General features: G+C 76.6%; 14 protein-coding genes. 2 read left to right on the forward strand and 12 right to left on the reverse strand.

What is annotated here, in order from left to right:
• Positions 1-38 precede the first annotated feature (38 nt).
• The 4 genes from G339_RS0129835 to sigE form a co-directional block, all read right to left on the reverse strand.
• Positions 39-1802 (reverse strand): S1C family serine protease, encoded by a 1764-nt coding sequence (locus G339_RS0129835; RefSeq protein ID WP_019634732.1) that lies wholly within the window; start codon positions 1800-1802, stop codon positions 39-41.
• An 81-nt stretch (positions 1803-1883) separates the two neighbouring features.
• Positions 1884-2957: a sigma-E factor regulatory protein RseB domain-containing protein gene (locus tag G339_RS0129840; RefSeq protein ID WP_019634733.1), complete on the reverse strand. Its 1074-nt coding sequence runs from the start codon at positions 2955-2957 to the stop codon at positions 1884-1886.
• Positions 2954-3598, reverse strand: coding sequence for an anti-sigma factor family protein (locus G339_RS35780; protein WP_051108001.1), 645 nt, complete (start codon positions 3596-3598; stop codon positions 2954-2956). Before G339_RS35780 ends, G339_RS0129840 begins: the two co-directional genes overlap by 4 nt.
• Before the next feature lie 54 nt (positions 3599-3652).
• Entirely contained in the window at positions 3653-4282 is a 630-nt protein-coding gene (sigE, locus tag G339_RS0129850; RefSeq protein ID WP_157408090.1) for an RNA polymerase sigma factor SigE, read from the reverse strand.
• Positions 4283-4535: 253 nt separating this feature from the next.
• On the opposite strand from sigE, the gene G339_RS0129855 reads away from it, so the two are divergent.
• Positions 4536-5138 carry an O-methyltransferase gene (locus tag G339_RS0129855; RefSeq protein WP_019634735.1) on the forward strand — a complete coding sequence of 201 codons (603 nt, stop codon included), beginning with the start codon at positions 4536-4538 and terminating at the stop codon, positions 5136-5138.
• The gene (locus G339_RS0129860; protein WP_019634736.1) at positions 5135-5755 is read left to right on the forward strand and encodes a hypothetical protein; all 621 of its coding nucleotides are present in this window, start codon (positions 5135-5137) and stop codon (positions 5753-5755) included. Before G339_RS0129855 ends, G339_RS0129860 begins: the two co-directional genes overlap by 4 nt.
• Positions 5756-5758: 3 nt before the next feature.
• On the opposite strand, the gene G339_RS0129865 is transcribed toward G339_RS0129860, so the two are convergent.
• The 8 genes from G339_RS0129865 to G339_RS0129900 all read right to left on the reverse strand — a co-directional run bounded on the left by G339_RS0129865 (position 5759) and on the right by G339_RS0129900 (position 13338).
• Positions 5759-6481, reverse strand: coding sequence for an anti-sigma factor (locus tag G339_RS0129865; RefSeq protein WP_033324785.1), 723 nt, complete (start codon positions 6479-6481; stop codon positions 5759-5761).
• Complete coding sequence (gene sigK / locus G339_RS0129870; RefSeq protein ID WP_019634738.1) at positions 6478-7068, reverse strand: ECF RNA polymerase sigma factor SigK; 591 nt, start codon at positions 7066-7068, stop codon at positions 6478-6480. Before sigK ends, G339_RS0129865 begins: the two co-directional genes overlap by 4 nt.
• 26 nt (positions 7069-7094) lie before the next feature.
• The gene (locus tag G339_RS0129875; RefSeq protein WP_019634739.1) at positions 7095-7721 is read right to left on the reverse strand and encodes a fasciclin domain-containing protein; all 627 of its coding nucleotides are present in this window, start codon (positions 7719-7721) and stop codon (positions 7095-7097) included.
• A 25-nt stretch (positions 7722-7746) separates the two neighbouring features.
• Positions 7747-9267 carry a molybdopterin-dependent oxidoreductase gene (locus G339_RS0129880; RefSeq protein ID WP_019634740.1) on the reverse strand — a complete coding sequence of 507 codons (1521 nt, stop codon included), beginning with the start codon at positions 9265-9267 and terminating at the stop codon, positions 7747-7749.
• A 66-nt stretch (positions 9268-9333) separates the two neighbouring features.
• Positions 9334-10302 carry a GNAT family N-acetyltransferase gene (locus G339_RS37225; protein ID WP_051108002.1) on the reverse strand — a complete coding sequence of 323 codons (969 nt, stop codon included), beginning with the start codon at positions 10300-10302 and terminating at the stop codon, positions 9334-9336.
• A 55-nt stretch (positions 10303-10357) separates the two neighbouring features.
• Entirely contained in the window at positions 10358-11815 is a 1458-nt protein-coding gene (locus tag G339_RS0129890) for a leucyl aminopeptidase (RefSeq protein ID WP_019634742.1), read from the reverse strand.
• Between the two features lie 111 nt (positions 11816-11926).
• Positions 11927-12094 (reverse strand): DUF3117 domain-containing protein, encoded by a 168-nt coding sequence (locus tag G339_RS38275; protein ID WP_019634743.1) that lies wholly within the window; start codon positions 12092-12094, stop codon positions 11927-11929.
• A gap of 266 nt (positions 12095-12360) precedes the next feature.
• A complete protein-coding gene (locus G339_RS0129900; RefSeq protein WP_019634744.1) occupies positions 12361-13338 on the reverse strand; it encodes a YbgA family protein in 978 nt (325 codons plus the stop codon).
• Between the last annotated feature and the right edge of the window lie 88 nt (positions 13339-13426).

The following is a 13426-nucleotide window of genomic DNA, read 5'->3' on the forward strand; positions in this document are numbered from 1 at the left end:
ACCGTGTCCCCGCGCCCTCGTCCGGACGAACCCGGCCCCTACTGCCCCGCCGCCAGGGTCAGCTCGGCCGTGTGCTCCTGCCCGCCCCGGATGTAGGTCACCTTGACCTTGTCGCCGGGGGCCTTGCTGCGGATCAGCGCGATCAGGTCCGACGCGTCCTCGATCGGGGTGCTGTCCACCTTGGTGATCAGGTCGCCGGGCTTGAGGCCCGCCTTCTCGGCGGGGCCGCCGCGCGTCACCGGCTGCTGGCCCTGGACGGGCTGCTCCATGATCTTCGCGCCGCCCTGCGAGCGGGGGTCCGGCAGGACGCCCATCATCGCCTTGTGGACGGTGCCGGTGTTGATGATCTCCTCGGCGACGCGCTTGGCCTGGTTGATCGGGATCGCGAAGCCGAGCCCGATGCTGCCGCTCTGCTGCTCGCCCTGGAGCGACTGGCCGTTGTTCAGCGTCGCGATGGCGGTGTTCATCCCGATCACGCGGCCCTGGGAGTCGACGAGCGGGCCGCCGGAGTTGCCGGGGTTGATCGCCGCGTCCGTCTGGATCGCGTTGAGGTAGGTGGCGTCGCCGCCGTTCTCGCTCTGCGTCGGGACGGCGCGGTTCAGCGAGCTGACGATGCCCGTCGTCACCGAGCCCTGGAGGCCGAGCGGGGAACCGATCGCGATGACCGGGTCGCCGACGGCGATCTTGTCGGAGTCGCCGAGCTGGAGCGGCGGCAGCGAGTGCTGGCCCTCCGGCTTGAGGACGGCGACGTCCGAGCTGGGGTCGGTGCCCTTGACGGTCGCCGGGAGCGTCTTCTTGTCGTTGAAGACGATCTGGATCTGCCCGCCCTGGCCCGCGCCCGCCGCGACGTGGTTGTTGGTGACGATGTAGCCGTCGTTGACGATGAAACCGGTGCCCGCGCCCTCTTCGGTGGCGCTCTTCACCCGGATCATCACGACGCTCGGCAGCACGCGGCTGGCGATGCCCGCCACCGAGTCCGGCGGGCGGCTGACCGCGCCGGAGCCCGAGCTGCCCGAGCCGCCGCCGAGGCTGACGGTGCCCTGGTCGTCGTCGGACGTCAGGACCGCGACGCCCGCGCCGACCCCGGCCGACACCAGCGCGACGACCGCGACGAGGATCGCCAGCAGGCCGAGGCCCGGCCCGCGCCGCGCGGACGGCGGGGGCGGCGGCACCGGGGCCCAGTTCGGCCCGGTGCCGGGCGGCTGGCCGTAGCCCGCCATCGGCCGGGGGCCGCCGGGCGGCGGACCGGCGGGGCCGTGCGGCCCCTGGTGCGGCCCGTGCTGAGACCCGGGCGGGACGCCTGGTCCGCCGGAGCCGGGCGGCTGCTGACCGCCGGGCCCCGTCCAGCCGTACGGCGCGTCGTGCGGCACGAAGCCGGGCCGCCGCGCCGGATCGTTCGGGTCCACGGGCGGCGGGCCCGCGGGCGAGCCCCACTGCTGCTGCGGCGGTTGCTGCTGCTGTTCCGCGGCATACGCGACGGGAGCATCGGCACGGGGCACGTCAGCACTGGGCCCATCAGCACGGGGCACGTCGTCGCGGGGCGCGTCGTCGCCCGGCCCGACCTCGGCGTCGTCCGCCGCGTCCGGCGCGGCGAACCCGCTGCCCGCGACGCGGCGGTCGCCGGGCTCGACGTCCGGCCCGTCATCGGCGTCCTCCGCGTCGTCCTCGGCCCGCCCGACGTCGGGAAGCCGGTCGACCATCGTCGCGCGGGGAGCCGCGGACTCGTCGCGCCACGAGGGCTCGCGCCCGGGGACGGACCCCTCGTCCTCCGACGGCGGCCCGGGGCGGTTATCTTCCGTCATCCCCATCTCTCCTACCGAGCACGGTTTTTCATCGTCTGTCCCCATCGTGCCGACGGTGACGTGTGACGAGCGTAAAACCCGTCAGTCGAACGGATTGAGCCAAGAGCCTAGCCTGCGCACCCCACGGCCCAACCGCGCCGTGACGGCGTCCCGGCGGGGCCGCAGCCGCGCCGCGACCGCGACGGCGGTGGACGCCGGCGCCTCGGTCACGACAGTGACGACATACCCATTACTGGACGTGATCGCCCAATGACGGAGAAGATCGTCATCACGGACGAGTATGCCGTGTCGCGCGGGCCGCCAGCCAGGCAGCGCGGAACGGTCCGTCCGGCCGCGCTGGACGAAGACCGAGACGGCCGCCAGGCCGTCGGAGAAACCGAGGTGGACCGTGCCGTCCGGCGCGCGGCGCGCGTCGAACAGCCGCAGCCGGCCGGGCAGTTCCTCGGGCACCGGCCAGCCGTCGCCGCGCAGCGCGGTGCGGGCGGCGCGGTCGAGCGCGGTCGGCCAGAGCGCGGAGGCGTCAGGGACGCCGCGCGGCGGCGCGGCGGCGGGCCCGACGACGAGTTCGGTGAACCCCGATTCGGCGACCTGGCGGCCTCGCGCGTCCAGCAGCTCGCGGCGCAGCAGCAGCCCGGTCGCGGCGTCCAGCCAGAACCGCCCGGCGACGCCGCCGCCGTGCCGGTGGGCCTCCACCAGGTGCGCGGCGCGGCCGAGGACACCGGTATCCGCGCCGCGCAGCACCGTGTAGTTGCGGAGCAGCGCGGCCAGGACGCGGCCGGTCGGCGGATCGGCGGCGGCCGGGCCGTCCGGGCGCAGCATCGCCCCGTACAGCGTGCCCCGGCCGGGGATGTGCGCGACGGCGGCGGCCGCCGTCGTCGCGGTCGCCCCCCACACGGTGAGGAAGCGTTTCCCCTGGTAGGGGACGCGCCGGGCCGCGTCGGCGGCGGCGCGCAGCAGCCGGATCGCGCCCGCGTCGTCGGCGGGCGGCCGCTCGGCGCGCGGGTCGCCGAACGCCCCGCCGCCCAGCGCGAGCGCGGCGGCCAGCCCGGCCGCCGCGAGGGCGCAGCCGCGCCCGTAGGGCGCGCGCAGCCGGGCGAGCGGCGGACGCGGCGGCGCGGGAGGCGGGTCGGACCGGGACGCCGGCCGCCCGCTCACGGCCCCGTGGGGAGGGGAACGGCCGTCTGCATCGTCCGGGGGTCGGTGAGGGGGTCGGTCAGCGGCGCCTCGCCGGACACCAGCGAGTGCTCGACCGCGAACCGGTCGAAGGAGGGACGGACCGAGGGCGTGTCCTGGCGGCCCCCGGCGACGTACGCGCCGCCGCCGAGGCCGAGGAACAGGGTCGCCGCGCCGACGGCGACGACGGTGCGGCGCGGCCGCGTCCCGAGCGGGCCCGCGCCGGGCCGGGGGGCGGGGCGCGTGCCCCGGACCGGCGGCCGGGTGCCGGCGGCGGCCCGTGCGGAGGCCCGTGCGGAGGCCCGTGCTGAGGCCCGTGTGGAAGCGCGCGGGGCGGGCCGGGTGTCGCGGGGCCGGGCCGCCTGCGCGGGCGGCCGGACCGGGTCCACGGGCGGCGGGACGCTGGCCGGCGCCATCCCCCGCAGCCGGGCCAGGAAGTCCCCGGACGGCAGGTCCCCGGCGGGACCGCCGAGGCCCCGCAACCGGTTCTTCAGGCCCCGCAGCGCATCGGCCTCGGCGCGGCAGTCCGCGCAGCGGGCGAGATGCACGAGGGCGCGCTCGCGCTCCTCGTGGTCCAGTTCACCGTCGACCAGGGCGGTCAGACGCTCCCCCAGACAGCTCACGTGGCTCCTCGTCGGTCGTGCGGGGACGGACAGTCGGATCGTGGTCGCGCCGCGTCAGCCCGCGGCGACGCCGCCCCGCCGGGGCTTGCGGTGCTCCAGCGCGGCGCGGAGCTGCGCCCGCCCCCGGTGGATGCGGCTGCGGACGGTGCCGAGCTTGACGCCGAGCGTCGCCGAGATCTCCTCGTAGGAGAAGCCCTCGATGTCGCACAGGACGACGGCGGCGCGGTACTCGGGCGCGAGCGCGTCGAGCGCGGCCTGCACGTCGGCGTCGAAGTTGGTGTCGTCGAACGCCTGCGCGGGCGTCGGCTCGCGGCCCTGCAGCCGCTCGGCGGCGTCGTCGGCCAGGCCCTCGAAGCGGATGCGCTGCCTGCGCCGCGCGCCGTCGAGGAACAGGTTCGTGGTGATGCGGTGCAGCCAGCCCTCGAACGTGCCGGGCGTGTAGTTCGACAGGGACCGGAACACGCGGACGAAGACCTCCTGCGTGAGGTCCTCGGCGTCGTGCTGGTTGCCGGTGAGGCGGTAGGCGAGCCGGTAGACGCGGGCCGAGTGCTCGCGGACGACCTCGTCCCACGACGGCGGCGCCCACGCGGCGTCGGGGGCGTTCTCGCGCGCGGCGTCGCGGACGGCGCCGCTCGGCCGGGCGACGCCCACGGCGCCCTTGAATGTCAGTGCTGCCACTCCCATGGTGCCGGGTTGTTCCTCTCTGATGACCAACACTGTCGCTGTGGAACGACACGGTCGCGCCTGGGCTGGGGCGTACTGCCGTGCTCGCCGCGGGATGCCCGGTGGGGGCGTCCTGCGACGTCATCGTCCGTTACAACGCGCGGCACCGTGGTTTGGTTCCCCCTCAGCGATATGGTCTCTCCGACAACGGTCGTTCCCACCAGTGGCCTTTCCGGAGGCAGCAATCGACGCGATCAGCGCAAGCCTGGCGTACGTGGAGGACTTCCTCGTCGAGGACGAGCCGCTGCGCGCGGCCCGCCGCCGGGGCGAGGAGGTCGGCGCGACCCCGATCGGCCCGGCGGGCGGCGCGGCGCTGCGGTTCATCACCGCCATGATCGGCGCGCGGACCGTCGTCGAGGTCGGCTCCGGCTGCGGGGTGTCGGGCATCTGGCTGCTCCGCGGGATGGCCCGCGACGCCGTGCTGACCAGCGTGGACGTCGACCACGAGCACCAGCGGCTCGCCAAGATCGCCTACCGCGAGGCCGGGCTGGGCGCGTCCCGCACCCGGATGATCGTCGGGCGCGCGCTGGAGGTCCTGCCGCGCCTCACCGACGGCGCGTACGACATGGTCTTCTGCGACGCGGCCAAACAGGAGTACCCCGAGTACCTGGCGGCGGCGCTGCGGCTGCTGCGGCCCGGCGGCGTCGTCGCGTTCGACAACGCGCTGTGGCACCACCGCGTGGCCGACCCGTCGCGGCGCGACGCCGAGACCGAGGCGATCCGCGAGGTCGGGCGGCTGGTCCGCGACGACGACCGGCTGGTGCCGCTGCTGCTGCCGGTCGGCGACGGGCTGCTGTGCGCGGTGAAGCGGGCGTGACGGACGCCCCCGCCGAGCCGTTCCTCGTCCGCCAGCGGCCGACGCTGCGGGCGGCGGCGCAGGCCGTGTCGTGCCTGATCCTCGTCCTGGCGTCGGCGGCGTTCGTGTCCGGCGGCGTGCTGCGCGGCTTCGGCCTCGGCGGGACGGTCTTCGCGGTCCTCGGCGGCGTCGGCATCGTCCTGTTCGGCACCGGGCTGACCGTCGCGCTCGGCCGGATGCTGGCGCGCCGCCCGGTGCTCGTCGTGGACGAGACGGGCGTGCGGCGGCCCGCGCCGTGGCCGCTGCCCGCCGGGCGCGGCCCCGCGCTGGAGTGGCCGCGGATCGCGGCGGTCGGGGCGCTGCGGCGGGGCGTCGAGGGCACCCGGCGCGGCGAGCGCGACTTCGTGGTGTTCCTGCCCACGGAGGAGATGACGGAACTGGTCCGCACGTCCGCGCGCAACCGGCTGGTGGTGCTGACGCTCGCGGACGTCCCCGCCGACCGGCTGCCGCCGGGCGGGGCGGAGGCCGTCCGCTGGTGCGTGCCGGTCGGGCCGCGCTGGGACACGACGCTCCCGGCGCTGGTGAAGCAGATCCGGCGGCGGCACCCCGTCCCGGTCGTGGACCGCCGCACCAAGTAGCGGTCAGCGGGTCCAGCGGGCGGCGAAGATCTGGTCGCCGGTGGGCCGCGCGGGAGCGCCGCTCATGGGCTCGACGGTGAGGCCGACGCCGGTCGCCCGGCCGATGCCGTGGATCATCGCGGGCGCGTCCGTCGTGCGCATCCGCCCGGCGGGGCGCGGCGCGCCGTCCCCGGTGAGCCAGAGCGCGTAGGTGCGTCCGGCGGGGGCGGCGGCGAGCCCGCTCAGCATCACGACCGCGCTGTCGCGCTGCCGGGAGACGACGACCATGCCGTGGCCGCCGGTGCTGACCGATCCGGCGAGCGTCCGCGCGTCCGGCGCGGACATCATCTCGCCCATCATGTGCGCCATGTCCTGCTTGGCGGCCTCGGCGTGGTCGGCGCGTCGTTCCGCGCGGTACCAGCCCGTCCCGAGCCCGGCGGCGAGCGCCAGACACGCGGCGGCGGCCAGCGCGGGCACCGCCCGGCGCAGCCGCCGGACGCGCGCGGCGGGCAGCGGCGGCGGGAGCTGCCGGGTCCGCGCGGCCTCGGCCAGGACGCGGGCGCGCAGGCCGGGCGGCGCGGGCCGGGCCGCCGCCGCGCCGAGCCGCGCGGCGGTCGCCCGCAGCTCGGCCACCTCGCCGGAGCACACCGCGCAGCCCGCGAGGTGGCGTTCGAAGTCGCGGCGCTCGGCCGGGCCGAGCGCGTCCAGCACGTACGGTCCGGCGAGGCCGTGGACGGCGTCGGTCATCGCCACGCTCCCAGGCAGTCGCGCATCCGGACGAGGCCGTCGCGCATTCTCGTCTTGACGGTGCCGAGCGGCGCGCCGAGCAGTTCGGCGACCTCCCGGTAGGTGTGCCCGCCGTAGTAGGCGAGGGTGACGGACTCGCGCTGGAGCTCGGTGAGGCCGCCCAGGCAGCGGCGGACCCGCTCGCGTTCCAGGCGTCCCTCGACCTCCTCGCCGACCTCGTCGAACGCGGGCGCGGCCGGGCGGTGCGCGCGGGTCTCCCGGTCGGCGGCGGCCTGCGCGGACCGGACGCGGTCCACGGCGCGGCGGTGCGCGAGCGTCATGATCCAGGTCAGCGCGCCGCCGCGCCCGGCGTCGTGCCGGGCGGCGGTGCGCCACACCTCGACCATGACCTCCTGCGCGACCTCCTCGGCCTGCGCGGGGTCGCGGACGACGCGCAGGACGAGCCCGTACACCGGCGCGGACACGGCGTCGTACAGCAGCGCGAACGCCGCGTCGTCGCCGCGCGCGACGCGGGCGAGCAGCGCGTCCGGGTCGGCCGGGGCGGTCCCCGCGCCGCCGGGGCGGCGCGGGGACGGTGCGTTCTCCACGTTCTCTCTCCGTCGGGGGACGGGCGTCACTTCGGCATGAGGACCGAGTCGATGATGTAGACCGTCGCGTTCTTCGTCGCGACGTTCCCGCAGACGACGTTCGCCGCGCCGTCGACCTTGTAGGACGTCCCCATCCCCGTCGTCGTGACGGTACCGCCCTGGAGCGAGGTGAGCGTCCCGTGCTCCAGCGCCTTCGGGTCCTGGCGGCCCTTGACGACGTGGTAGGTGAGCAGCGCGGTCAGCTTCTTCTTGTCCGCCAGGGTCTCCTCCAGCTTCATCTTCGGGATCTTGGCGAACGCGTCGTTGGTGGGCGCGAAGACCGTGATGCCGTCCGCGGAGTTGAGGGTGTCGACGAGCCCGGCCTTCTTGACGGCGGACACGAGCGTGGACAGCGCCGGGTTGTGGGACGCGGCCGTGGCGACCGGGTCGGCGGCCATCCCGTCGAAGCTGCCCATGCCGCTGGCGGGCACGGCGGCGCAGGCGGGGCCGAACGGGTGCGTCATGCCGCCGTCCTTCATGGGCTCGCCGCTCATCGGGTGGTCGGACATCGGGCCGGACGCCGCCTTTTTGCCGCCGTCGTCGTCGCCGCAGGCCGTGAGGCCGGCCGCCAGGCCGAGCGCGAGGACGGCGGAGGCCAGGACGCGAACCTTCATGGGTGTTCTCCTTGATTGGTGGGTTTCAGCGGACGGTGACGACGGTCGAGTGCCAGCCCGTCGCCCCGGCGGGGAACGGGTCGGCGCGGCGGCCGGTCTGGACGGCCCCCGTGCCGTCCACGGCGCGGGCCTCGATCCGGCGGCGGCCCGGCGCGAGGTCGCACTCCAGGACCCACTGCCGCCAGGTGTCGGTGTTGGGGACGGGCGCGAGGTGCGCGGTCCGCCACGGCCCGCCGTCCACGCGAACCTGCACGGCTTCCACGCCCCGGTGCTGCGCCCAGGCGACGCCCGCGACGGCGACGCGCCCCGCCGCGACGCGCGCGAACGGGCGCGGCAGGTCGATGCGCGCCATCGTGCGGACCTCGCCGTGGTCGGCCCAGCCGCGCGCCGTCCAGTAGGCGCGGTCGTCGGCGAAGCGGGACACCTTGAGGTCCACGACCCACTTGGTCGCCGAGACGTAGCCGTACAGGCCGGGCACGACGAGCCGCGCCGGGAAGCCGTGCGGGACGGGCAGCGGCGCGCCGTTCATCGCGACGGCCAGCAGCGCGTCCCGCCCGTCGAGCACGGCGGCGAGCGGAGTGCTGACGGTGAAGCCGTCCGCGGACCGGCTGAACACCTGGTCCGCGCCCGCCCGCACGCCCGCCTCGCGCAGCACGCCGGCCAGGGACGCGCCGAGCCAGCGCGCGTTCCCGGCGTACTCGCCGCCGACCTCGTTGGAGACGCACGTCAGCGTGACGTCGGCCTCGACCAGCGGGCGGCGCAGCAGCTCCGCGAACGTGATCTCCAGCGGCCGGTCCACGAGCCCGTGGACGCGCAGCGTCCAGTCCTCCGGATCGACCTGCGGAACGACGAGCGCGGTGTCGACGCGGTAGAAGTCCCGGTTCGGCGTCGTGAACGGCGTCAGCCCGGGCACGCGGAGGTCCGCGCCGCGCGGCAGCGGCGCGGCGGGCCGGGCGGGCGGCGGCAGCCGGGTCGCGGCGCGCGCCCGCCCGACGTCCCGGCGGCCCGCCAGCGCCCGCCCGAGCAGGGTGCTCCCGGCCGCGAGCGCGGCGGCCCCGCCCCCGAGCAGCAGGAACGCCCGCCGGTCGCCGCGCCCTCCCCTCGCCGCGGCCGGGAGCAGCGCGCGCAGGGCCGCGACGGCCGCCGCGGCCCCGAGCAGGACGGGGACGGCGTCCACCGGCCCGGCGTCCGGGCGGGTGAGCGCCGCCGCGACCCCGGCCGCCGTCAGCGCGGCCAGCGCCGCCCCGGCCGCGCGCGGCCGGGTGCGGGCCAGCAGGCCGAGCAGCGCGGCGGCGACCGCCGCGACGGCCAGCATCGAGCCGAGCAGGACCTGCTTGTCGTGCGTCCCGAACGACCGGATCGCCCAGTGCTTGAGCCATTCGGGCGTCCGGTCGACGCCCGCGCCGCCGAGCGCGATGAGCGGCGCGGCCTGCGGCCGGACGAACGCCGCCGCCAGTTCGGCCGCGCCGAGCCCGACCGCCCCGGCGAGCAGGCCCGCCGCGAGCCCGGCGGTCCGCGACGGCCCGCGCTGATCGTCGTCTGTCACGCGGGGTATTCGGAGCCGGGCCGCCCCCGGATTGGTCCCTGGTCGAGAATTTCTCCGGGGCCCGGGTCAGAGCCGCTTGACGTACTCGTCCTCCCAGGCGATCAGCCGGAAGCCGAGCGCCTCGTTCACCGCGATCATCGGGGCGTTGCTCGCCGCGTTCCAGGTGGTGATCCGGCGGCGGCCCGCGAGCAGCGGCGCGGCGGCGCGCAGGTTCGCGGCCTTCATCGCCAGGCCGAGGCCGTGGCCGCGGTGCTCGGGCAGGACGAGCGTGTCCCACTGGTGCGCCTCGTCCGAGCCGCGCGGCAGGGACAGCTCGGTGTGCCCGGCGAGCGTCCCGTCCGGCGCGACGGCGACGGTCACCCACGCGTCGCGGCCCTGGCGCTCGCGCAGCCGCTCCTGGTGGCGGACGCGCTCGGCGTCCCAGTGCTCGTTCTCGATCCCGGCGTCCCCGCTCGGGGCCTCCTCGGTGAGGATGTGCCGGAGCCGCGCCCACTCCGCGACGTACGCGTCGGGGATGACGCCGGGCCAGCTCGCCAGCCGGTACGCCGGGTCGACCGGGGCGTCCGGCGGGTCGGCGGGCAGCGGCAGCTCGCGGACGGCGTCGCGCAGGTCGAACTCGTAGCCGCGCGCCGCCGCGAACGCGGGCGCGGCCGGTCGCTCCGCGCCCACCGGGGACGCGGCCCCGATGAGCGCCTTCGTCCGCCCGGCGGCGCGGGCGGCGTCCTCCAGCGCGGCGAGGACGGCGGTGGCGTGGCCCTCGCGGCGGCGGTCCGGGAGCGTCCAGACCTGCAGATACGCGAACGTGAGGTTGTCGCGCCGCGGGAGCGTCGCCGACCCGCCGCCGACGACGCGCCCGGCGTCGTCGCGGGCGAGCAGCGCGGCGCAGCGCTCGTACGGGTCGGGTTCGAGGAGGACGCGCTTCTCGCGCGCCGTCCACGGGATGAGGCAGTCGAGGTCGTGGGACGCCTCGTAGGCGTCGTGGAACTCGGCGTACCGCCGGTCGTCGGCGGGGTCCACCTGCTCGATCCGGGTCATGGGCGCCCAGACTAGGAAACCCGGTGCGGGCCCCGCACCGGGTTTTCCGCCGAGGTCAGCCGAGTCCGCCCAGGTAGGACAGCAGGAGCCGGGTCGCGTAGCCGGTCGCGCCCTTGGTGTTCTCGCCGTCGTCGCCGGACGCGCGGGCCGGTCCGGCGACGTCCAGGTGCGCCCACGCGCGGTCGCCGGTGAACTCGCGCAGGAACAGCGCCGCCGTGATCGCGCCCGCGCCGTAGCCGGGCCGCCCGGTGTTGACGATGTCGGCGACGTCGGACTCGATCGCGGGCCGGTACTCCTCGGTGAGCGGCAGCCGCCACAGCGGCTCGCCCGCCGCCTCGCCCGCGGCCGTGAGCGCGGCGGCCAGCGCGTCGTCGGACGCGAACAGCGCGCCGTGCCGCAGGCCGAGCGCGACCTTCGCCGCGCCGGTGAGCGTCGCGACGTCGATCAGGACGTCCGGGTCCAGCTCGGCGTCGGCGTAGGCGAGCGCGTCGGCCAGGACGAGACGGCCCTCGGCGTCGGTGTTCAGCACCTCCGACGTCGTCCCGCCGAAGTGCGTGATCACGTCGCCGGGGCGCATCGCGGACCCGGACGGCATGTTCTCCGCGACCGCCAGCAGTCCCGTCACCCGCACGCGGACGCCCAGGTCGCGCAGTGCGCCCAGCACGCCGAGCACGACGGCGCTGCCCGCCATGTCCGTCTTCATCGTGGTCATCGCCGGGCCGGGCTTGAGCGACAGCCCCCCGCTGTCGAACGTGATGCCCTTGCCGACGAGCACGACGTGCGGCGCGCCGTCCGCGCCGTCCGGCCGGTACGCCAGCTCGACCAGGCGCGGCGGGCGCGGCGAGCCCCCGCCGACCGCGACGAGCCCGCCGAAACCGCCCTCGGCCAGCTCCTTCTCGTCGCGGACGCGGACCGTCAGCCCGGCCCGCTCGCCGGTCTCGACCGCGCGGTCCGCCAGCCAGGACGGCCCCTTCTCGCCCGACGGCGTGTTCGCGAGGTCGCGGGCGGCGGCGGTCGCCCGCGCGCGGACCGTCCCGAGCGCGACGGCGTCGGCGGCGGCCTCGGGGCCCGCCTCGGTCAGCACGAAGACGGTCTCGACGGCGCGCCGCGACGGCGCCCGGCCGATCCAGAACTCGTAGGACGCCAGCAGCGCGCCCTCCACGAACGCCGCGAGGTCCCCCGAGGGGACGCCCACCGCGAGCGAGCCCCGCCCCTTCGCGCGGCGCGCCACCGCCGCCCCCGCGCGGCGCAGGTCGGCGGGCGTCGCCGCGCCGACCCCGTACAGCAGCAGCTCGCGCACCCGGTCGCCGGTCTTGACGGGGGTCGCGTTGACCTCCCCGGCCTCGCCCTTGGCCCGGTGCAGCTCCAGCAGCTCGCCGAGCGGGACGGGCAGGAACGCGGCGATCTCCGCGTCCGGCGCGGCGGCCCCGGCCGGGACCGGGACGGCCAGCACGTCGGCGTCGGCCGCCGACAGCGCCCCGCCGAGCGCCTGGACCCGCGTCTGGATGGGCATGAACGTGTCCCCCTGATCAGTTGCGGAAGGCCGCGCCGGACGCCCGGCACGACGAAGGCCCCGGCCGGAACGGGCCGCCGGGGCCGTCAGCGAGGGTCGTGGGCGGAGCCGTCAGCCCACGACCTGCGCGAGGGCGTCGCCCAGTTCCTTGGCCTCGTCGGCGGACAGCTCGACCACCAGGCGTCCGCCGCCCTCCAGCGGGACCCGCATGACGATTCCGCGGCCCTCCTTGGTCACTTCGAGCGGACCGTCTCCCGTCCGCGGCTTCATCGCCGCCATGCGTGCATCCCCTTCCGTCCTTAGGGCCGTTGGGGCCTCGGGGCACCGTAGGCCGCGTGGCCGCCTGTCGCATCCGCGTCTTCAGTAAGCCCATTATCTCGTCTTCCGGGCGCGAAGTGGTAACGATCAGCCGCCAGATAGGAAGACTGCACACATCAGTGATGGTTTCCACCCTGATCACCTGCACTGTGATCATCTACACGAGCAACGCGAAACCCCAATGATTACGGGGGAATGGGTCACGCGGGGACGGGCGGCGGCCCGGTTCACGCGAGTTCGCGCGGATACGGCTCGAAGTAGGTCTGGGCGTCGAGGTAGGCGATGTCCTCCCCGCGCGCGTGGTGGCGCAGCAGCGTCAGCGGGACCTGCAGCGGCACGTCGCCGCGCCCGTAGGCGGCGATCACCTCCGCGACGTCGCGGCGGCGGGCGTCGTCCAGGCGGCGGCTCATCGGCGCGAACACGTGCTGGAGGGCGTTGACGTGGCGGCCCCGCGTCGGCCGCGCCGCGAACGCCCCGGCGAACGCGGCCCGGTAGTCGCGCTCCAGCCCGGCGGGCGGCCGGGAGCCCGCGCCCGCGACGATCCGGCCGGTGCGGCGGTAGCCCTCGGGGTCGTGCGCGAGCATCTGGAGCTTGTGCGCGGAGTGGAAGTCGACCAGGTCGCGCGGGCTCCAGCCGTCCGCGAACAGGGCGCGCAGCCGGGCGTGCGCGAAGATCCGGGCCAGGAAGTGGTCGCGCAGGACGGGGTCGTTGAGGCGGCCGTCCTCCTCGATCGGCAGCAGCGGGCGCAGCTCGGCCAGCCGCGCCGCGAACACGCCCGCGCCGCGCCGGTCGGCGGGCATCCCGCCGCGGTGGTGCCGCTGGACACCGCGCGGGCCGCAGCTCGGGGACCGCGACTTCAGCACCCAGCCGTCGAGGTCGGGCAGGTCGGCGCTGCGCCGCTCGGCCAGCGCCGCCGCCGGGCCGGTGTGGTCGGCGGTGCCGTCGCGGGCGACGAGGCGGTCGCCGCCGTCGCCGGAGACGATCCGCAGCGGCGTCCGGGGCGCGCCGAGGCCCAGTTCCATCTCGGGGCAGACCGGGACCCAGTCCACGAACGCGTCGAGCCGGTCCGCGAGGAAGCGGTGCCTGCTGTGCCCCGCGTTGTACCGGACGGGCTCCCCGACCAGGCAGCTCGACACCGCCAGCCGGGGCCGGGCCCGGCGGACCGCCGGGATCGCGGCCGGACGGTCGTCGGTCCTCGCGCGCATGGGTCTCCCGTCGGGTCGGCGGCCGGTGGTCCGTTCCTAACCGCGCCGGGCCGCGCGCCGCCACCGGCGACGGCAAAGAGCGGGGAAA

Source organism: Actinomadura atramentaria DSM 43919, assembly GCF_000381885.1.
In the GTDB taxonomy this organism is placed as follows: Bacteria; Actinomycetota; Actinomycetes; order Streptosporangiales; family Streptosporangiaceae; genus Spirillospora; species Spirillospora atramentaria.